This window comes from Streptoverticillium olivoreticuli subsp. olivoreticuli, from assembly GCF_003391135.1.
Classification (GTDB): domain Bacteria; phylum Actinomycetota; class Actinomycetes; order Streptomycetales; family Streptomycetaceae; genus Streptomyces; species Streptomyces blastmyceticus.
On record NZ_CP031455.1, the window covers coordinates 4,494,049 to 4,513,866 of the forward strand.

The following is a 19,818-nucleotide window of genomic DNA, read 5'->3' on the forward strand; positions in this document are numbered from 1 at the left end:
GATGGACCGAGCGAACGGCGCCGGCGGCGGACCGGGAGGGCCCGCGCTGACCGCGCTTCTGGGCCGGAACCACTATCTGCCGGCCGGCTCCGGCACCGTGCCGGCGCACGCGATCCTGACCGTCGAGGCCGAAGGGCTGGGGCCGCTCGCCCGGCGGGCCGAGTCCGCCGAGGTCATCGTCATCGACTGCTCGGGGTCGATGAGCTCGCCGAGCACGAAGATCGCTGCGGCCCGGCGGGCGGCGGCCGCGGCCGTCGACGTGCTGCGCGACGGCACCCGGTTCGCGCTCGTCGAGGGCACCGACCGGGCCCGGGTCGTCTATCCGCGGACCGAGCGGATGGCGGTCGCCGGTCCCGACTCCCGGGCCGACGCCGCCCATGTCGCCTCCGGCCTGGTGGCCGCCGGCGGCACCGCGATCGCCACCTGGCTGGACTGCGCGCACGCCCTCCTCGCCGCGCAGGACACCCCGATCCGGCACGCCCTGCTGCTGACCGACGGGCGCAACGAGCACGACCGGCCGGGCGAGCTGGAGCGCGTCCTGTCCGCGTGCGCGGGCCGGTTCCGGTGTGACGCGCGGGGCATCGGCGAGGAGTGGGCGGCCAACGAGCTCCGCGCGATCGCCGCGCGGCTGCACGGGATGGCCGACGCGGTCGTGGAGGACTCCGACCTGGAGGCGGAGTTCCGGACGATGATGACCGGCGCCATGGCCAAGGCGCTGCCGGACGTACGGATCCGGGTCAGCGTGCGCGACGGCAGCGAACTCCGTTTCGTCAAGCAGGTCTTCCCCACCGAGCTGGACCTCACGGCGGAGGGCGTGCGCACGGGGAAGCGCAGTTGGGAGTTCCCGACGGGGGCGTGGGGCGACGAGTCCCGCGACTTCCACCTCTGCGTCACGGCCGACCCGGAGGGCGACCCGCTGGGCGAGGAGGTCCGGCTGGCGTCCGTGGCCCTGGTGACGGCCGGCCCCGGGGCGGCCGCGGCACCCGTCGCGCTGCCGGACCCCTGCCCGTTCACGGTCCAGTGGACCGACGACCGCGCCCTGTCCACCCGCGTCCACCCGCGCGTCGCCCACTACGACGGGCACGCGGAGCTGGGCCGGGCCGTGAACGCCGGGTGCGAGGCGTACGAGCGCGGCGAGCCGGACGCGGCGGAGGCCGCGTGGGGGCGGGCGGTACGCCTGGCGCACGAGCTGGGCGACGAGAAGACGCTGCGCAGACTGCGGCGCCTGGTGACGGTCGCCGACCCGGCGCGGGGCGAGGTGCGGGTGCGGCCCGGCCTGTCGGCCGGTGACCTCAACGCGGCCTGGGTGACGGCCGATCACAGCACCCAGTGGACGGAGGCGGCGCGGCCCTCCCCGCCGCCGGAGGAGGCTCCGGACCGGGTGTGCCCGGACTGCACCCGCCGCTCGGCGGCCGGCGCCAATGTCTGCACGCAGTGCGGGCACCGCTTCTCCCCGCCGCCCTCCGGCCCGTCGGCATGAGCGGCACGTCCGGCACCCGCCCGTATCTCATACGGCGCCTCGCCGCCCTCCTCGTCGGGACGGTGATCGCGTGCGCGGCGCTGCTGACCGCGTACTACGGCGTCAGCCGCAACTCCCCCGCGGTGAACGGCCGGACGACCCCCGCGATCGTGGAAGTCGCGGCGGCCGAGACCTCGCTGGAGGCGTCGTTCACCGCCGCGAAGGCCGGCCTGACCGGTCCGGCCGGGCCGGTCGAGGGGGCGGGCGAGGAGTACCGGGCCCAGCTCAACGCCGCCAACCAGGCGCTGGAGAAGGCCGCCATGAGCACCGTCGCGGGCGACGACGCGCAGCAGACCCTGCGCACGGCCTCCGGACTCGTCTCCTCGTACGGCTACCTCATCCAGCAGGCCGTCCGCAGCGGCACCGACGACGTGCTGCGGGACGCCTATGTGGCGAGCGCCCGGTCGACGCTGCTGCGCCCCGAGAGCGGCATCGTCGACCGCCTCGAAGCGGTCCAGGCCGCACAGCGCGGTGTGCTGGGACAGCAGGTGTCCTTCGGCTGGCTGCTGACCCTCGCCTGGACCGTGGCCTTCGTCCTCTGCGGAGGGCTGGCGTGGCTGCTGGTCGACACCCAGCGCACGCTGCGCCGCCGGTTCCGCCGCCGCGTCAACCCGGCCCTGGCCGCGGGCACGGCGCTGCTGGCCGCGCTGGTGCCGGCGCTGACCGTCCTCGCCGTCCAGATCCAGCGCCGGCTGCACGCGGCGGCCGCGCGGATCGAGCACGACCGGACGCACGGCGGGATCGGCGCCGGGACCCTGCACTGGGTCAACGGCGCCCTGCGGGGCACGCAGTGGCGGGCCGCGGCCACGGGCTGGATCGCGCTGACGGGCGTGCTGATCGCCGCGCTGGTCCTGATCGGGCTCCAGCCGCGCATCGACGAATACCGCTTCCGGCACCAGGGCCCGGACAGGCCCGCCGAGAGCCCGATGAGCGCGCTGCTGGGCGTGGGGGCCCGTACGCAGCCGGTCACCGCCGTCGTGCTCGCCTTCTGGCTCGTGACGATCGGCGGCATGGCCTACGGCGACCGGCAGGACGAGCACCGCAGCAGGGTGACGGTCCTCGCCTCCTGGTCCGGTCCGGAGAAGCAGCGGTTCGAGAAGGTCCTCAAGGCCTTCTCCAGCGGCACCCATCGCGCGATCAGCGTCAGCTACCAGGGCACCACCGCCCTGCGCGAGGTGCTGCTCTCCCGGGAGCGCACCGGCGACCCGCCCGACATCGCCATCCTGCCCAGCCGCGGCGAGGCCGCCGACTACGCCGCGCGGAAGGTGCTCACGCCCCTCGACGGCGTCCTGCCGAAGAGCGCCCTGGACGCGTACGGGCCGCAGTGGACGTCCCGCGCGGGCGGCCGCGTCTACGCCGTACCGGTCAAGGCCGATCTGAAGAGCATCGCCTGGTACGACGCCGCCGCCCCGCCCCGGGACCTGACCGCACTCGCCGCCGACGGCGCCCACTGGTGCGCGGGCATGGGCGGCGACGACACCTCCGGCTGGCCGGGCACCGACTGGATCGAGGACATCCTGCTCCAGCAGAGCGGCACGCGGGCGTACGAGCAGCTGGCGAACGGCGCACTGAAATGGGACTCGGACGTGGTGGCCAGGGCCTGGCGGACCTTCGGCTCCGTCTTCACCGCGGGTCCGGCGCGGACCGCGCTCGCCGAGGACTACACGCGGGGCCTCTTCCGCTCCTCCGGGCCCGGGGCCTGCGCGCTGGAACACCAGGGCACGTTCATCCGCAGCGGCTATCCGCAGGACCGGCACGCCGACTTCGTCCCCACGCCGCGGCTGCTGCCCGGCGCGGACCCGCGCTCCACCGCGCGCGAGGTCTCGGCGGACTACGCGGCGCTCCTCCACGACAGCCCCCAGGCGAGGGAGCTGATGCGCTTCCTCACCACCGACGAGGCGCAGCGGGTGTGGTCCGAGCCGGACCACGACCGCCCGGGGAACCCCTTCCGCCCGTTCTTCCCCTTCTTCCCCGGCCGCCCGCCGCTGTCCTTCCCGGCCGACGAGCAGCTGAACGCGCACATCGACCGGGAGCTGCGCGGCGCTTCGGCTCTGTGCCTCGACGCTTCCGACTCGATGCCGCCGCGGATGCGGTTCGCTTTTCAGCACGGCGTGCTCGATTACTTGAGCGCGCCGAGTTCTTCGAAGCTGAGCCGCGTCTTGCGGGACCTGGAAACAGTGCGCAAGGGGATCGCGCCGCGGGGGGACCGCGTCTGCGGCGGCTCATAGCCCTGCCGGGGGCTTTCCCCACCCCGCCCCTTCCCTCCCCCAGCTACCGCTGGGAGGTGCCCCCAGTCTGATGCTCGGCTCCGCCGAGGCCGGGGCTCCGCCCCGGACCCGTGCTCGGGTGCGGGCCGGTGGGTTTGTTTCCCCAGCCCCGCCCCTTCCCGAAACCGGGGGAGACCCCCGGACCCCCAGCGCCCTGCGGGCGCGTCCTCAATCGCCGGACGGGCTGAATCAGCCCGTCCGGCGATTGAGGACAGCGCGCGAAGCGTGCTTCGGGGTCTGGGGCGGAGCCCCAGTTTCGGGAAGGGGCGGGGCTGGGGAAGAAGCCCGCCGCAGGCGCCGCCCGACCCGCGGTCAAAGAATCAGCGCGCCATTTCCGCCGGACAGCCCGTGCCGCGCGGCAGCTTGTACGGGGAAGCGATCCGATACGTGCCGGCCCGCGGAGCGTAGAGCATCGTCCAGTCGTCCTCCGGCTGCACACCCCGCGGCTCCTGCACCTGCTTCATCAGGCAGCCGTTCACATTGACGGCCGGCTCCCCGTCCGGGCCCGGCTTCGGCGGCTGGACCGCCTTGCCGTCCTTGCCGACGACGCTCAGCCAGGGGGAGTACGGGATCCGGATGAGCACCGGGCCCGCGGACTTCACGGTGATCGTGACCTCGTTGGCCTCGACGCGGTCCACGACGGCCGGCGGGTCGGCGAGCGGGGTCGGCGCCTCGACCTCGTAGACCCGCCAGTTGTCGTCGTTCCACACCTCGCGCAGGTACGGCTGGCCCTTGACGACGAGCTTGGCCTCGGCCTTGGCGGCATCGTCGGGCTCGCCGGTGGGCAGCACCACGAAGTGCACGGCCCATCGGTCCAGCCAGGCGCGGTAGCTGGAGGGGTTGAGCAGGTCGGGCTCGTAGAAGAGCGGGTTGCGCTCGCGGTCCGCCTGCCGGTTCCAGCCGCGGGCCAGGTTGACGTACGGGGCGAGGGCCGACGCCTCGCGGTGGCTGCGGGCGGGGACGACCTCGACGCGGCCCTTGTCGGCGTCCAGCTTCTGGAGCCGGTCGACGAGGGGGGCGAGCTCCCGCGCCCAGGAGGCGGCGGGCGTGGTGTGCAGGATGTCGCCGATCGCGTTGGCGGCCTGCCAGATCGTGCAGGTGAGCACGGCGAGGACGAGCGCGGTCCAGTTCCGGGCCGAGCGCAGCAGCTCCGAGCGCGGCGGGACCTTCCGCTCCGTCAGGGCGGCGACGAGGACGATCCCGCCGAAGACCATGCCGAGCCGGGCGATGTTCGTGCCGATCTGCGACGGGATCAGCCAGACCAGCAGCACGCCGAGTATGTAGAGCCCCGACACGATGCGGACGGTGCGCCATTCCCTGGGGACGAAGACCACCCCGAAGATCCCGCTGAGCAGCGGCAGGATCGCCGAGGGGAAGAACATCGGCTGCTGGCCGGAGAAGGGGAACAGCCACGCCGACAGGGCGACCACCGCGACCGGGGGCAGCCCCAGCGCGTAGGCCGCCGGGCGGCGCCTGCCCAGCCACAGCGCGGCCGCCACGATGCCCACGTAGAGGCCGGCGACCGGGCTCGACGCGGTGGCCAGCGCGGCCGCCGCCCCGGCGAGCGCGGCGCGCCCCCACTTGTACCTGCCCTCGGTGCGCCACCGCGTGGGCCACGCGAAGATCGCGGCCACGGCGGCCAGCCCGAACATCATGCCGAGCCCGAACGTCACCCGCCCGGAGATCGCGTTGCAGGTCAGCGCGACGGCGCCGTAGAGGGCGGGCCACAGGGGCCGCCGCACGACGCGACTGCGCACCAGCAGCAGGGCGATCAGCCCGGCGGACACCGTGCCCGCGATCATCATGGTGGGCCGGACGCCGAGCTGGGCCATCAGGTACGGCGAGATCGCGCTGTACGAGACGGGGTGCATGCCGCCGTACCAGGAGAGGTTGTACGCCGAGGACGGGTGCTGGAGCGCGAACTCCGCCCAGGCGTCCTGGGCGGCCAGGTCCCCGCCGCTGTTCGCGAACACCAGCACCCACAGCACGTGCAGCAGCGCGGCCACGAGGAGCGTGGTCAGCACCGGCCGCCCGGCGAGGGTGCGGGCGGCGCGCAGCAGGCGTGCGCGCGCGCTCTCGCGGCCGTCGTTCGGCGGGCGCGCCGGTACCCGTATCCGGGAGGGGGTGTCCTCGGCCTTCTTGCCGGACGGCTCCTCCGGTTTCCCGGCGCGCGTCGGCCCCACGGTGGTCACTGCTGCTCTCCCCGTCTCCCCCGAGGTCTTCCCCCATCTTCACGCTGTCCCGGTTGCCACGGGTAGCGGCACGGCGTTCCGGCCGTGCTCAAACCCTCGCGACGCTAGCACGCCGGGCCGGTGCGGCCTTCACCGAGAAACGGCTCCCGGCCCGTACGTACTCGTACAGACCAGGAGCCGCGCGTCCGGCCCGCCGGGCGGTCTAGCCGAGGCGGGTCAGCTTCGCCCCGAAGGCGGGCTCCGCCAGGTCCTTCTGCAGGGCCACCGGCACCTTCTGGGCGCTCGCGCCCTCGCCGACGGTCAGCTCGCCGACCTCGGTGCCCGCCTTCGCGGCGTGCGGCACGGGCTTGGCGCCCTTGCCGACGGTGAGCTTCGCCGTCATGCCGGGCCAGCCGACGCCCTTGAGGTCGCGGGTGGCGACGACCGGGGTCTTCCCGCCCAGGCCGTCGTCGACGTAGCCGACGACGTCGCCCTTGCCGACCAGCTTCGCCGAGGTCAGCGCGGACTGCACGTCCTGGATCATCTTGTAGCTGACCTTCTTGACCAGCTTCAGGCTCATCTCGGCGTTGACGTCGGGACCGCCCTTGAAGTGCTGGTCCATCGTGACGCCGAGGATCAGCTGCTCCTTGCCGTCGATGGTCCGCTTGGCGGCCCACATCAGGGTGCCGCCGGCCGGGGAGCTGGAGCCCGTCTTGATGCCGAGGCCGCCCGGCTTGAGCAGCAGCTCGTCGTTGTTGTTGTTGAGGTGCTGGCCACCGGCGACGTTGGTGTTGGGCTTGGCCACGATCTCGCGGAAGACGTCGTCCTTCATGACCTCCTCGGCCAGCTTCAGCTGGTCGACGGCCGTGCTCTTGGTCGTCTCGTCCAGGCCGCTGGGGTCGGTGTAGGTCGTGTTGCCCATGCCCAGCGACTTCGCCGCCTCGTTCATCTTCGCGACGAACGCCTCCTTGGACTGGGCGTCCCAGCGGCCCAGCAGGCGGGCGGCGTTGTTGCCGGAGGGGATGAGCAGCATCTGGAGCAGGTCGTACTCCGAGACCTTCTCGCCCTGCTTGAGGGTCACCAGCGACTCGTCCTTGGCGTGGGAGTCCTGCTCCGCCTGCGCGTCGACCGTGATGTCGGGACCCTTCTCGCCCTTCTTGAGCGGGTGGTTCTTGAGGATCACGTAGGCGGTCATCACCTTGGCGACGCTCGCGGTCGGCGTGGGCTTCTCCTCGCCGTACGTGCCCAGGCTGCCGACCCCCGCGATCTTGGCCGCGGCCTGGCCCTGGTCGGGCCACGGCATGGCGAACTTCTCGCCCTGGAAGGTGTACGTGGCCTTGTCCGCGGCGGTCATGAGCTTCGGGGCGGGCAGCGGGCGGAACGCCTGCACCACGCAGAAGACGATCGCCAGCAGCGCCACGATCGGCGTGTAGATCTTCACCCGGCGCAGGGTGCTGCGGACCGGGGTCGGCGGGGGCGGCGGCGTGTTCGTCAGCTGGGCGAGCAGGTCGAGCGGCGCGGCGGGCTGCTGCGGCGCCTCCGGCTCGGGCCGCTCGGCCTTGGGCTCGGGCCCGGGCTTGGGCGCCGCCGCCTTGGGGGCCGCCTTCGGCGGGTCGGCGGGCGGGGCGACCGTGACGGGTATGGCCGGCTTGGCGCCGGGCTTCGCGGCGGCACCGTCCAGGGACTTCAGCGGCACGAACTGGCTGGTCCGCTCGGAATCGGACTCGGCCGGGCGCTTCGCGGGCGCCTCGGGGGCCTTGATCAGCGCGGTCGGCTGATCGTCGGAGCCGGCCTTGGCGGGGGCCTCTGCGGGCGGCTTCACCATGCCGAAGACGGCGGTGGCCTGGTCGGCGCCCGCCTTCGGCTCACCGTCGGCCTTGGGCCGTACGGCCTTGAAGACGGCGGTGGCACGGTCGGCGGCGGGCTTGTCACCGTTCGCGGCGGCATCGCCGGAACCCTTGGCCTCGCCGTCGGCCCTCGGGCTCTCGGCACCGTCGGTCGCCCGGACCCAGGAGGGCTTCCCGGCGCCGTCGCCGGAGCCATTGGCGGAACCGCTGCCGGAACCGTTGGCCGCCTTGTCGCCGTCGGCCTTCGGACGCACCGCGCCGAACACGGCCGTGGCCCGGTCGGCGGCGGGCTTCGCGGCGCCGGAACCGTTGGCGGGCGCGGGCTTCGCCGCGTCCCCCTCCTTCGCGCCGTCCTCCGCCTTGGGGCGCACCGCGCCGAACACGGCCGTGGCCCGGTCGGCGGCGGGCTTCGCGGGTCCGCCGGACACCGCGGCACCGCCGTCGGCCTTCGAGCCCGCGCCGCCGTCCGCGGCAGCGGACTTCGTGCCGGCGTCGCCGGAACTGTCGGCACCGCCCCCGGGGGCCTCCGCGGCAGCGGACCCGGCCGCGGCCGAGCCCGCGGGCTTCGCACCCGCACCCTCGGCGGCACCCGCGACAGCGTCCGCGTCGTCGTCGGACGCCGCGTCGGCCACCCACGCCGCGACGGCCGCCTTCAGGCGCGCGTCACCGCCGCGCACGGCCGCCTTGCCCGCGTCCTCGCCCGGTGAAACGGGCGGCTTCTCGTCGATATCCGTGCGCACGGGGGATTCCGCGGGCTTCGAAGGCCGCGCGTCAGCCGCGGCGGAGGTTTCCGATTCCCGGAAAACCCCCAGCCGCGGGTCGCGCTCGCCGCCAGTCGTCTCCCCCGACGACTTCCGCTGCTCCGACTTGTCGGGGGACTCGCCCGCCACCGATGCCTCCTCGAATTCCCACGCCATACGCCGTCACGGGACAAGCGCCCCGCCGCCGGACCTTCACAACGCTTACCAGTGTCCTTCGTCGCCGCCACGCCACCGCGCAACCGCACCGTCAAAGGGCTTCGACTGGCCTCACCGACGTGCTAGACGAGACGACATACCTACCGGTTCCCACCCGAAGCCACCACGCACTCTCGACAGACCAATGTGAGAGGGGTCACCCTGTCACTCATCCACGCGGGGAGGCATGGATGGGCAGGAGCCGCAGAACAATTCCGGAGGAGCTTCTGCTGCTCGCCTTGGACCCGGCCACGGGAACCACGGCGCAGCCGCAGTCGCTCGACCTCGGTCTCGCCGGGGCACAGCTCGTCGAGCTGGCCCTGGCCGGACGGATAGCCCCAGACGGGGATCGTATCGCCGTGGTGATGCCACGGCCCACAGGAGATCCGACACTGGACTCCGCGCTGGAGCTGCTGCGTCGCCGTGGCAGCCCGGTCCGCGCCGTCCACTGGATCGGCGGGCCCCGGCTGGGGCTGCGCCAGACGTATCTCACGCACCTGGAGCGGTGCGGCATGGTGCATGCCGTGGCGGGCCAGATGTGCGGGGTACTGCCGACGACCCGCTATCAGGCGACGGACACGGCCATCAGCCGGGAGATCAGGGCCCGGCTGGACAGCGCGATCCGCACCGGCGTCCCGCCGGACCCGCGGACCGCGGCCCTGGCCGCGCTGGCCCACGCGGTGGGTCTCGGCAAGCATCTCTACCCCGGTAACGAGGGGCGGTCGTCCCGCTCCAGGCTCCGGGATCTGATCAGGCACGACCCGATGGGCGGGCTCGTGGCCCACGCCGTCATGGACGTGCAGAACGGCGTCGCGGCGCAGCCGCGGCGACAGCCGGCCACGGCCGGCAGTGGCAATGGCTCCGGGCGTCGTACGACGTCCGTCCGGGCCGCGGTGGAGCCCTCCGGGGTCTCCGCCCAGCAGGTGGCGCACGGAGCGGCCGTGATGGCCCGTGCGGGCGTCTCCTGAGCCGAACCGGTCCCCCAGCCGGTGAATCGTCAAAGCCGCCGGGCGTCCGGCATCGCGGCGATGCCGCGGCCGGTACCGCCGGCGGCCCCGGTGACACCCTCGGCACGAACCGGGGTACGGCCTCGGCGCACTTGACACACCCTCAGCTCCATCAGCTCCACCGACCGCACCGCAGTCCTCCGGCCCGGTTCGGGAGCCGCGGAACCGCGCGGGGTGGTGGGCCCGTCGCCCGGGATGGCGGCCGGTCCGCCGCCCCGCGCGCGCATCTCCGACTCGCCGCCCCGCCGCATGTCACAGCCCTTGCCGCGCGTCACCGCCGGTGGACTCTGTGTCGGCATTTTCCAGCGCCGCCCCGGCCAGTGGTGGCAGGCTGCGAGGTCAGGAGACAGAGCATGACGGAGCCGGAGGTGCGTCCCGTGGCGTCCAGTGTCAATCCCACCGTTAGGCGACGCCGCTTGGGGCAGGAGCTGCGCAAGCTCCGCGAACTCAAGGGCATGACGGCCGAGGAAGTGGCCGAACGGCTACTGGTCTCGCAGTCGAAGATCAGCAGGCTGGAGAACGGCCGACGGAGCATCAGCCAGCGCGACGTCCGCGATCTGTGCGGGGTGTACGGGGTCGAGGACCACCGCATCGTCGATTCGCTGATGCAGATGGCGAAGGAGTCGCGCCAGCAAGGCTGGTGGCACGCCTTCGGCGACATTCCCTACAGCGTCTACATCGGCCTGGAGACCGACGCCGCCTCGCTGCGGGTGTACGAGGCGTCGCTGGTGCCGGGCCTGTTGCAGACCCCCAACTACGCCAGCGCCGTGACCGAGGGGTCGTGGCCGGAGGCGACCGCGGCCGACATCGAGCGCCGCGTGCAGGTGCGGATGCGACGGCAGGAACGCATCACCGACCCCGACAACCCGCTGCGCCTGTGGGCCGTCATCGACGAGTCCGCGCTGCGCCGGATCGTGGGCAACCGCGCCATCATGCAGGAACAGATGTGCAAACTGGTCGAGTTCAGCATGGAGCCGCACATCACCGTGCAGGTGCTGCCGTACGACGTGGGCGCGCACCCGGGGATGTACGGCAAGTTCTGCATCCTCGAATTCAACGACCCGCAGGACGCCAGCACCGTCTATCTGGAGGGGATCACCAGCGACCTGTATCTGGAGAAGCCGAATGATGTCCAGACGTACAGCGTGATGTATGAGCATTTGCGTATGCAGGCACTCAATGCCGAACACTCACGGCAGTTCATCGAGCGGGTCGGCGAGGAGTGGGCGACCGACTGATTTACGAAAGGGCCGCACGGTACACGCGCAATGGCGAGTTGGGGAAGCGTTCCGGGATATGCCATCCGGTCGAGTGAATGGGCCAATCATCAGCTGATGTTGGCGCGTACCGTCGGTGGCGCCTGGGAAGTCCGGCACGACAACCGGCCTTCCCGCCAAGGCGATATCGACAGCAACTCACCAAGGCATGGAGCAATCATGGCGATCCAGCAGGGAAACACCACGTGGCGTAAGTCTTCGTACTCGCTGGCCAACGGCGACTGCGTGGAGGTCGCCTCCCCCCTCCCCCGGACCATCGCGGTTCGCGACTCCAAGGAGCCGCAGCGCGCGGCGCTCAGCTTCACCCCGGCCGCGTGGTCCGCGTTCGTGACGACCGTTACCGACGCCGACGTCTGATCCACCCGGCCACAACCCAGCTCCACCGTGCGGTGCCCTCTCGCCACTCCGGCCGGGAGGGCACGGCCGTCTCCGGGGTCACGGGAGCCGGCCCGCCCGGCTCCCTCCTAGCGCGGGTAGCGGGTGAGCCAGGCGGACTCGGGCACCCCGGGACTGTGCAAGCTCGCCCCCTGCGTCAGCTCCATCGCGAAGTCGTCCGCGAGCTGGAGCACCGTCGCCCGGCCCTCGAGCTCGGCCACCCACCCCGCGGGCAGCGCCGTCTCACCGTGCAGCGCACCGAGCAGATTCCCGCACAGCGACCCCGTGGAGTCGGAGTCCCCGCCGTGGTTGACCGCGAGCAGCAGCCCGTGCCGTACGTCCTCGGCGACCAGCGCGCAGTAGACGCCCATGGCCAGCGCCTCCTCCGCCACCCAGCCCTCGCCGAGCGAGGCGACCCGCTCCGGCGACGGCATGCCCTGCCGCACCGCGCCGAGCGCCTGCTGGAGGGCGCCGCTGGTCTCCTCGTGGCCGGGGTGGGCCGCCAGGACGGCCAGGGCCCGCTGGACCGAGCCGTCCAGGCCGTCGCCGCGTGCCGCGCCGTGCACGATGACGGCGAAGGCGCCCGCCGCCAGATAGCCCGAGGGGTGGCCGTGCGTCTGCGCGGCGCACTCGGCGGCGAGCTGGAAGACGAGCTCCGGCTCCCAGCCCACCAGCAGCCCGAACGGCGCGGAGCGCATCACCGCCCCGCACCCCTTGGAGCCGGGGTTCTTGGGCGCCTCCAGGGTGCCCATCGTGGTGTCGGCGAGGCCGGACAGACAGGCGTTGCCGGGCGCCCGCCGCGCGTAGAGCCACTCCTCGCGCGCCAGCCAGCCGGCGTCCGGCTCGCGCTCGTCGGGGCCCCAGTCGCGCTGCGTGGCGGCCCAGCGGAGGTGGGCGCGGTGGACGTCGGTGGGCGGGTGCCAGGCGCCGGTGTCCCGCCGTACGTGGGCGCGTATCAGCCCGTCCACGGTGAAGAGCGTCATCTGGGTGTCGTCGGTGACCGCGCCGCGCCGCCCGTACGCGGGCACGTAGTCGGTGACGCCCTCCGGACCGTGGGCAGCGCGGATCGCGGCGAGGGAGTCGAACTCGATCCCCGCGCCGAGCGCGTCGCCGATCGCCCCGCCGAGCAGGCAGCCGCGCACCCGGGCACGGAAGTCCTGCTGCTCCGCCCGGCTCCACAGCGCGGGGGTCGAACCGGCGGTCGTGGTCACGTCCTGGCCTCCTGGCTTCGCATCATGTTTCGCATCATGTTCGGTGTCCGACGGCACAGCACTGTAGTTGCCCGCGCTGTGGGGCTCTCAGCCCTTGACCGGCCGTACCGTTGCCATGATCTTGTCGATCTCGGTCTCCGGCAGCGCGTCGGGAACGCCCTGATCGGCGTAGACGACCCAGCTGTGGAACTTCCCGTCCGGCTGCTTCTCCACGATGCTCTTGACGATCGCCGTGGCCGGAACGCACTGGCTCGGGCGGTTGGTCACGGTCACCTTCGCCGTGGCGGTCCAGCCGTCGATGCCGTTGTGCTTCCACGGCCTGGCCTCGGAGACCTCGATCTTCGGCTTGTTCGTCTTGCCGCCGTAGGCGAAGAAGCCCCAGTTGCCCGCCCAGTTCCGGGCGTTCTCCTGAATGCTCAGCGACGTGTCGCCGCCCATGGTGCCGACCGTGGCCAGCTGGCCCTTGCCCGTCTCGCCGAACGCGTTGGGGTTGGCGGCGGAGGAGCAGCCGCCCTCGCGGAAGTGGGCCACGTCCCGCATCGTGATCTGCGGCTTGCCCGCCTCGTCGACGTACGACGTCATCGTGTCCTGCGGCAGGAGGTTCCATTTGGCATCCTTGCCCGGCACGTCGTACCGGAAGCGGTACTCCCTGGCGGTCTGCGTCTGCCACCCGGCGACCACGGGCTGCGTGCCCTCGGGCGCCGCGCTGTTGTCGGGGGTGGGCAGCACGTCCTTCTTCCGCGCGGGATCGGGGGCGATGACGCTCTGGTCGCTCTTCTTGTCGTCCTTCTTGTCGTCCTTGAGCAGGAAGAACGCTCCGCCACCGATGACGGCCAGCGCCACGACCCCGCCGACGACGGCGAACAGCGTCTTGTTGCCGCCCTGCGGAGCGGGGGCCGGCGGAGCCGGTGGGGGTGGCGGGGTCACCACGGGCTGTGCGAAAACGGTCGCTTGCGAGTGCACGTCGGGGGCGGCGGACGGCGGTACCACCGCGGGCTGATCGACAGCCGTGGCCTCCGGATACGGGCGAGGGTTGTGCGGCTGCTGGGGGTTCTGAGGCCAAGACATGCGGGAACTTTATGTGGCGGAGTGTCGCGACGAGGTAGACGCACTTCAACAAAACGGCAACCGTGGCGTGCGCGCGTTGCCGCCTGCGGCGGGCTTTCTCCCCGCCCCGCCCCTTCCCGAAACTGGGGCTTCGCCCCAGACCCCGAAGCACGCTTCGCGCGCTGTCCTCAATCGCCGGACGGGCTGGATTTTCCAGCCCGTCCGGCGATTGAGGACGCGCCCGCAGGGCGCTGGGGGTCCGGGGTCTCCCCGGTTTCGGGAAGGGGCGGGGTAGGGGAACAAAGCCCACCGGGCCGCACCCGAGCACGGGTCCGGGGCGGAGCCCCAGCCTCGGCGGAGCCGAGCATCAGACACTGAGGGAAGGGGCGGGGTGGGGAACAAGCCCCGCCGCAGGCGCAAACCGGGCCGCACCCCACCCCGGTCAATCCTCGAGCACCGGCAGCAACTCCGGCAGATGACCATCCGAAGCCTCCGCCGCAGCCAACCGCTCCGCCGCCACCTCCCCGTAAAGCGTCGTCCGCGCCCGCGCAGGCCGCCCCGCCGCCTCCGCGATGGCGACGAGATCCTGGACAGAGCGGTACGAACCGTAAGAAGAGCCCGCCATGCGGGAGATGGTCTCCTCCATCAGCGTGCCCCCCAGGTCGTTCGCCCCGGAGCGCAGCATCTCCGCCGCCCCGTCCGCGCCCAACTTGACCCAGCTCGTCTGGATGTTGGTGATATGCGGATGCAGGAGCACTCGCGCCATGGCCGTGACCGCGCGGTTGTCGCGCATGGTCGGGCCGGGGCGGGCGATGCCCGCGAGGTAGACGGGGGCGTTGGTGTGGATGAAGGGCAGGGTCACGAACTCCGTGAAGCCGCCCGTCTCCTGCTGTATGCGCACGAGCTGGCGGAAGTGGCCGAGCCAGTGGCGGGGCTGGTCCACGTGCCCGTACATCATCGTGGAGGAGGAGCGGATGCCCAGCTCGTGCGCCGTCCTCACCACCTCGATCCACGTCGCGGTGGGCAGCTTGCCCTTGGTGAGGACCCAGCGGACCTCGTCGTCGAGGATCTCGGCGGCGGTGCCGGGGATGGTGTCGAGCCCGGCCTCCTTCGCGGCGGTCAGCCACTCGCGGATCGACATGCCGGTGCGGGTGGCGCCGTTGACGATCTCCATCGGCGAGAAGGCGTGCACGTGCATGCCGGGGACGCGCTCCTTCACCGCCCGCGCGATGTCGAAGTAGGCCGTGCCCGGCAGGTCGGGGTGGATGCCGCCCTGCATGCAGACCTCGACCGCGCCCACGTCCCACGCCTGCTGGGCCCGGTCGGCGACCTGCGACAGGGACAGGGTGTAGGCGTCGGCGTCCGTGCGGCGCTGGGCGAAGGCGCAGAAGCGGCAGCCGGTGTAGCAGACGTTGGTGAAGTTGATGTTGCGCGTGACGATGTACGTGACGTCGTCGCCGACCGTCGCGCGGCGCAGGTCGTCCGCGACGCGGCACAGCGCGTCGAGCGCGGGCCCGTCGGCGTGCAGCAGGGCGAGCGCCTCGGAGTCGGTGAGCCCGGTCGGGTCGTCGGCGGCCTGCGACAGCGCGGCGCGCACGTCGCCGTCGATGCGGGACGGGACCATGCCGGGTGCGGCGGCCTCGCGGAGCGCCTCCCAGTCGCCGTACACCTCGTCGAAGTCCTCGCGCCGGTCGCCGGTCCGGCCCTCCTCGTCGATGGTGCGGTGCAGGTCCGTACGGCCCGCGGAGACGAAGACGTCCTCCGGCTCCTGCCAGGGGTGGCCCTCCACCACGGCGTCCTCGCGGGCCAGGCCCGTCTCCGGGTCGGCGAGGGCGCGGACGTGCGGCAGCAGCCGGGGGTCCAGCCAGGGCTCGCCGCGCTTGACGAACTCGGGGTAGACGGCGAGACGTTCCTTCAGCCGGAAGCCCGCGGCCGCCGACTTCTCCGCGAGCTCCTCGATCTGCGGCCAGGGGCGCTCGGGGTTGACGTGGTCCGGGGTGAGCGGCGAGACGCCGCCCCAGTCGTCGATGCCCGCGCCGATGAGCCGCGCATATTCGTCGTCCACGAGGTTGGGCGGCGCCTGGAGGCAGGCGGACGGTCCCATGATGTGCCGGGCGACGGCGACGGTGGCGACCAGGTCGTCCAGCTCCGCGTCCGGCATGCCGCGCATCGCCGTGTCCGGCTTGGCGCGGAAGTTCTGCATGATGAGTTCCTGGATGCCGTGGTAGGCGCGAGAGACGCGGCGCAGCGCGAACAGCGACTCCGCGCGCTCCTCCGGCGTCTCCCCGATGCCCAGCAGCAGTCCGCTGGTGAAGGGCACGGAGCTGCGGCCCGCGTCCTCCAGGGCCCGCAGGCGGACGGCCGGTTCCTTGTCCGGCGAGCCGTGGTGCGGACCGCCGGGCTCGCTCCACAGCCGCTCGGCCGTGGTCTCCAGCATCATCCCCATCGACGGGGACACCGGCTTGAGCCGCTGGAAGTCCGTCCAGGTCATGACGCCCGGGTTGAGGTGGGGCAGCAGCCCGGTCTCCTCCAGGATGCGGATCGCCATGGCCCGCACATACGCGATGGTGTCGTCGTAGCCCTCCGCCTCCAGCCACTCGCGGGCCTCCGGCCAGCGGTCCTCGGGCTTGTCGCCGAGGGTGATCAGCGCTTCCTTGCAGCCGAGTTCGGCGCCGCGCCGGGCGATGGCCAGCACCTCGTCCGGGGACATGAACATCCCGTGTCCCGCGCGGCGCAGCTTGCCCGGCACGGTGGCGAAGGTGCAGTAGTGGCACTTGTCGCGGCAGAGGCGGGTGAGGGGGATGAAGACGCTCTTGGAGTACGTGATGACACCGGGGCGCCCGGCGGCTTCGAGACCGGCGTCCCGGACACGCGCGGCCGACGCGCAGAGGTCGTCGAGATCCGCGCCTCGCGCCTGCAGCAGCACGGCGGCCTCGCTGACGTCCAACGCCACGCCGTCACGCGCGCGCTTGAGCGCTCGCCGCATCGCGTTAGCGGTCGGTCCTGCCGGCGAGGGTCGGTACGCACTGGAAGTCATGGCCCGAGCGTATGCGACGGGGTCGCGAGCGGCTCTGGGGCACCGTCAGTAACCCGGCCGGGGTGTGAAAGTGCGGGTCTCTTGCGCCTGCGGCGGGCTTTCCCCCACCCCGCCCCTTCCCGAAACCGGGGCTCGCGCCCCGGACCCCCGACTGCCGGCCCATTGCCGCCTGCGGCGGGAGCGCCCTTCGGGCGCGTCCTCAATCGCCGGACGGGCTGATTTCAGCCCGTCCGGCGATTGAGGACAGCGCGCGAAGCGTGCTCCGGGGTCTGGGGCAGAGCCCCACGTTTCGGGAAGGGGCGGGGTAGGGGAAGCAAGCCCGCCGGGCCGCACCCGACCGGGGGTCCGGGGTGGGGGAAGGCCCGCCGCAGGCGGCAACGAAAGCCGCACCCACCCCCGTCACAAAAAGTCCGCATGGGCGTCCAGCGCCCGCAGCACCTCCCCCTCGCCCGCCGACGGCAGCCCCACCACCACTTCCCTCAGCCCGAGCTCCGCGAAATGCGCGAGCTTCCCCGCGGAAGGCCGCACCGCGTACGGCACGACCTCCGGCTCGCCGGGCCGCCCCGCCTCCTCCCACGCCGCCCGCAGCTGCGGCATCGACTCGCGCAGGCCGCTGCCGCCGACGGGCAGCCAGCCGTCCGCGTACTCGGCGATGTGCGCGAAGAGCTTCGGTCCGGCCGCGCCGCCGATGAGGACCCGCGGGCCGGCCAGGGGGCCGGCGTGCTTACGGGCGCGCGGCGGGCGCACCGGCTTGGGGTGGGCCCAGCTCGCGCGGACGGAGCCGAACTCGCCCTCGTAGGCCGTCGGTTCGTCCGTCCACAGCGCCCGCATCAGCGCCATCCGGTCACGGACGATCTCGCGCCGCTTCGCCCAGGGGACGCCGTGGTCGGCGGCCTCCTCCTTGTTCCAGCCGAAGCCGATGCCGAGGGTGAAGCGGCCGCCGCTGACGTGGTCGAGCGTGGCGGCCTGCTTGGCGAGGTGGACCGGGTCGTGCTGGGCGACCAGCGCCACGCCCGTGCCGAGGGTGATCCGCTCGGTGACCGCGGCCGCCTGGCCGAGCGCCACGATCGGGTCGAGCGCGCGGCCGTACTCGCGCGGCAGCGGGCCCCCTATCGGCGCGGGCGTGTCGCGGCTGACCGGGATGTGCGTGTGCTCGGGGAGGTAGAGACCGTCGAAGCCGCGCTGTTCCAGCTCGCGCGCGAGCCGGACGGGGCTGATCGTCTCGTCCGTGAGAAAGACCGTGGTGGCAATCCGCATCCGGGGCACCTCCGTCGTGGCTGTGGCTGGCGCGGGGTGACGTGGGTCACCCCCGGGGTCCGGCTGTGGTCACCGTATGCCCAACCGGGCGTCATGGGGACCGACCGGGCGGTTCCGCCATGCGACTGTCGTAATCCCGCCTTCCCCGTACGGCCCTCCCGGGACCGTACGCGGCCCGCAATCCACCCGCCCGCACCCGTTCCCCCGCGCGCCACCCGGGCGTACAACGGTGTCCCTGGCGGCCCTCCCTCATTGCCGGAGGCACTGATGCACCGACGCGAACTGCTGAAGATCACCGCGGGAGCCGCGGGCGCGCTCACGCTCGACGGCGTGACGTTCGCCCACGCCGACGCGCGTACCGACGGCGAGGAGTCCCGCACGGTCACCGGCCGCCTGCCGACGGGCGCGCCGGACTATGTGTACCTCCCCGTGGAGGTGCCGCACGGGGTCCGCGAGCTGGCGGTGTCCTACGCGTACGACCGGCCGTCCGTCCCGCCCGGCACCCAGGGCAACGCCTGTGACATCGGCGTCTTCGACGAGCGCGGCACGGAGCTGGGCGGGCGCGGTTTCCGGGGCTGGTCGGGCGGGGCGCGCACGGAGTTCGCGATCGGCGCCGAGCGGGCCACGCCGGGCTATCTCGCCGGTCCCGTGCGGGCCGGGACCTGGCATGTGGTCCTGGGTCCGTACACGGTCGCGCCGCAGGGCCTGGCGTACGAGGTGACGGTGACGCTGCGCTACGGGCCGGCCGGGCGGACGCCGGCGCCGGTCCACCCGCCGCAGCGCGCCAAGGGGCGGGGCCGGGCCTGGTACCGGGGCGACAACCACCTGCACAGCGTCCATTCCGACGGCAAGCGCACCCCGGCCGAGATCGCCGCCGCGGCGCGCGCCGCCGGGCTGGACTGGATCACGACGACCGAGCACAACACGACGTCCTCGCACGGCGCCTGGGAGGGGCTGTGGGGTGACGACCTGCTGATCCTCACCGGCGAGGAGGTCACCACCCGCAACGGCCACGTGGTCGCCCTCGGCACCGACCCCGGCGTCTTCGTCGACTGGCGCTACCGCGCCCGCGACAACGCCTTCGGCCGCTTCTCGCGCGCGATCCACCGCGCGGGCGGCCTGGTCGTCCCCGCCCATCCGCACGCGACGTGCGTCGGCTGCGGCTGGAAGTTCGGGTTCGCCGACGCCGACGCGGTGGAGGTGTGGAACGGCCCGTTCACCCCGGACGACGAGGTCACGATCGCGGAGTGGGACAACACGCTCGTCGCCTCCGTACGCCACGGAAGACCCTGGCTGCCCGCGATGGGCAACAGCGACGCCCACCGCGAACCCCAGGTCGTGGGCCTCCCCCAGACGGTCGTCCTCGCCGACAACCTGTCCCGCCCCGCGCTGCTTGAGGCGATCCGCTCGGGGCGCAGCTGGATCGCGGAATCCTCGGCGGTACGGCTGTCGTTCACGGCGACGGGCGGCCGCGGGGCCCACGCGGGCATCGGCGAACGGCTGGGCGTGGACGGCGGTACGGAGGTGACGGTGCGGCTGGAGGTGGCGGGGGTGACGGGCTGCACGGCGTCGTTCGTGACGGATCAGGGGCAGTTGTTCAGCACCCCCGTCCCGGCGGACGGCCGCGTGGAATGGCGGACGACGCCGTCGTACGCGGCGTACGTACGGGCGGAGGTCCGGCATCCGGCCGGGGACGGCGGGGCGTCGGGGCTTCCGGGGGCGATGGCGGCGATGACGAACCCGATTTTCCTGGGACGGGAGTAGGGGCGGGTCCGGCGGGCCGGATGCGGCTAGGAGGGGGACCCTTACGGGGCGTTGCGGGGGCTTGAGCACCGTCGACCCCCGAA

The 19,818-nt window shown here is 73.0% G+C and carries 12 protein-coding genes; 6 read left to right on the top strand and 6 right to left on the bottom strand.

Annotated features, from left to right (window positions below):
- Window position 1 precedes the first annotated feature (1 nt).
- Together DXZ73_RS19570 and DXZ73_RS19575 are read left to right on the top strand one after the other, a co-directional pair.
- Window positions 2-1,480 carry a VWA domain-containing protein gene (locus tag DXZ73_RS19570; RefSeq protein WP_240351415.1) on the top strand — a complete coding sequence of 493 codons (1,479 nt, stop codon included), beginning with the start codon at window positions 2-4 and terminating at the stop codon, window positions 1,478-1,480.
- A complete protein-coding gene (locus DXZ73_RS19575) occupies window positions 1,477-3,747 on the top strand; it encodes an ABC transporter substrate-binding protein (RefSeq protein WP_162890260.1) in 2,271 nt (756 codons plus the stop codon). Before DXZ73_RS19570 ends, DXZ73_RS19575 begins: the two co-directional genes overlap by 4 nt.
- A 359-nt stretch (window positions 3,748-4,106) precedes the next feature.
- Here the strand turns inward: DXZ73_RS19575 and DXZ73_RS19580 are convergent, their stop codons facing one another.
- Both DXZ73_RS19580 and DXZ73_RS19585 read right to left on the bottom strand, forming a co-directional pair.
- The gene (locus tag DXZ73_RS19580; protein ID WP_116212275.1) at window positions 4,107-5,978 is read right to left on the bottom strand and encodes an MFS transporter; all 1,872 of its coding nucleotides are present in this window, start codon (window positions 5,976-5,978) and stop codon (window positions 4,107-4,109) included.
- A 202-nt stretch (window positions 5,979-6,180) separates the two neighbouring features.
- The gene (locus DXZ73_RS19585; RefSeq protein ID WP_240351416.1) at window positions 6,181-8,721 is read right to left on the bottom strand and encodes a D-alanyl-D-alanine carboxypeptidase; all 2,541 of its coding nucleotides are present in this window, start codon (window positions 8,719-8,721) and stop codon (window positions 6,181-6,183) included.
- Between the two features lie 230 nt (window positions 8,722-8,951).
- Here DXZ73_RS19585 and DXZ73_RS19590 point away from each other — a divergent pair, with 230 nt between their 5' ends.
- The 3 genes from DXZ73_RS19590 (at window position 8,952) to DXZ73_RS19605 (ending at window position 11,401) form a co-directional block, all read left to right on the top strand.
- Complete coding sequence (locus DXZ73_RS19590; protein WP_116212276.1) at window positions 8,952-9,728, top strand: GOLPH3/VPS74 family protein; 777 nt, start codon at window positions 8,952-8,954, stop codon at window positions 9,726-9,728.
- Between the two features lie 416 nt (window positions 9,729-10,144).
- Window positions 10,145-11,005, top strand: coding sequence for a helix-turn-helix domain-containing protein (locus tag DXZ73_RS19600; RefSeq protein ID WP_116215718.1), 861 nt, complete (start codon window positions 10,145-10,147; stop codon window positions 11,003-11,005).
- Between the two features lie 198 nt (window positions 11,006-11,203).
- Window positions 11,204-11,401: a DUF397 domain-containing protein gene (locus tag DXZ73_RS19605; RefSeq protein WP_116212278.1), complete on the top strand. Its 198-nt coding sequence runs from the start codon at window positions 11,204-11,206 to the stop codon at window positions 11,399-11,401.
- Between the two features lie 107 nt (window positions 11,402-11,508).
- Here the strand turns inward: DXZ73_RS19605 and DXZ73_RS19610 are convergent, their stop codons facing one another.
- The 4 genes from DXZ73_RS19610 to DXZ73_RS19625 all read right to left on the bottom strand — a co-directional run bounded on the left by DXZ73_RS19610 (window position 11,509) and on the right by DXZ73_RS19625 (window position 17,971).
- The gene (locus DXZ73_RS19610; protein ID WP_116212279.1) at window positions 11,509-12,630 is read right to left on the bottom strand and encodes an ADP-ribosylglycohydrolase family protein; all 1,122 of its coding nucleotides are present in this window, start codon (window positions 12,628-12,630) and stop codon (window positions 11,509-11,511) included.
- A gap of 87 nt (window positions 12,631-12,717) precedes the next feature.
- Complete coding sequence (locus DXZ73_RS19615) at window positions 12,718-13,698, bottom strand: hypothetical protein (protein WP_240351417.1); 981 nt, start codon at window positions 13,696-13,698, stop codon at window positions 12,718-12,720.
- Between the two features lie 421 nt (window positions 13,699-14,119).
- Window positions 14,120-16,714: a bifunctional FO biosynthesis protein CofGH gene (locus DXZ73_RS19620; RefSeq protein ID WP_116212280.1), complete on the bottom strand. Its 2,595-nt coding sequence runs from the start codon at window positions 16,712-16,714 to the stop codon at window positions 14,120-14,122.
- 399 nt (window positions 16,715-17,113) lie between these two features.
- Window positions 17,114-17,971, bottom strand: coding sequence for an LLM class F420-dependent oxidoreductase (locus tag DXZ73_RS19625; RefSeq protein WP_116212281.1), 858 nt, complete (start codon window positions 17,969-17,971; stop codon window positions 17,114-17,116).
- Between the two features lie 267 nt (window positions 17,972-18,238).
- On the opposite strand from DXZ73_RS19625, the gene DXZ73_RS19630 reads away from it, so the two are divergent.
- Window positions 18,239-19,735 carry a CehA/McbA family metallohydrolase gene (locus tag DXZ73_RS19630; RefSeq protein WP_116212282.1) on the top strand — a complete coding sequence of 499 codons (1,497 nt, stop codon included), beginning with the start codon at window positions 18,239-18,241 and terminating at the stop codon, window positions 19,733-19,735.
- Window positions 19,736-19,818 lie beyond the last annotated feature (83 nt).

Bases quoted from the DNA above. Each gene is read 5' to 3' on its own strand.
- DXZ73_RS19570 (WP_240351415.1), top strand. From the start codon at position 2: ATGGACCGAGCGAACGGCGCCGGCGGCGGACCGGGAGGGCCCGCGCTG.
- DXZ73_RS19575 (WP_162890260.1), top strand. From the start codon at position 1,477: ATGAGCGGCACGTCCGGCACCCGCCCGTATCTCATACGGCGCCTCGCC.
- DXZ73_RS19585 (WP_240351416.1), bottom strand. From the start codon at position 8,721: ATGGCGTGGGAATTCGAGGAGGCATCGGTGGCGGGCGAGTCCCCCGAC.
- DXZ73_RS19590 (WP_116212276.1), top strand. From the start codon at position 8,952: ATGGGCAGGAGCCGCAGAACAATTCCGGAGGAGCTTCTGCTGCTCGCC.
- DXZ73_RS19605 (WP_116212278.1), top strand. From the start codon at position 11,204: ATGGCGATCCAGCAGGGAAACACCACGTGGCGTAAGTCTTCGTACTCG.
- DXZ73_RS19615 (WP_240351417.1), bottom strand. From the start codon at position 13,698: ATGTCTTGGCCTCAGAACCCCCAGCAGCCGCACAACCCTCGCCCGTAT.
- DXZ73_RS19620 (WP_116212280.1), bottom strand. From the start codon at position 16,714: ATGACTTCCAGTGCGTACCGACCCTCGCCGGCAGGACCGACCGCTAAC.
- DXZ73_RS19625 (WP_116212281.1), bottom strand. From the start codon at position 17,971: ATGCGGATTGCCACCACGGTCTTTCTCACGGACGAGACGATCAGCCCC.
- DXZ73_RS19630 (WP_116212282.1), top strand. From the start codon at position 18,239: ATGCACCGACGCGAACTGCTGAAGATCACCGCGGGAGCCGCGGGCGCG.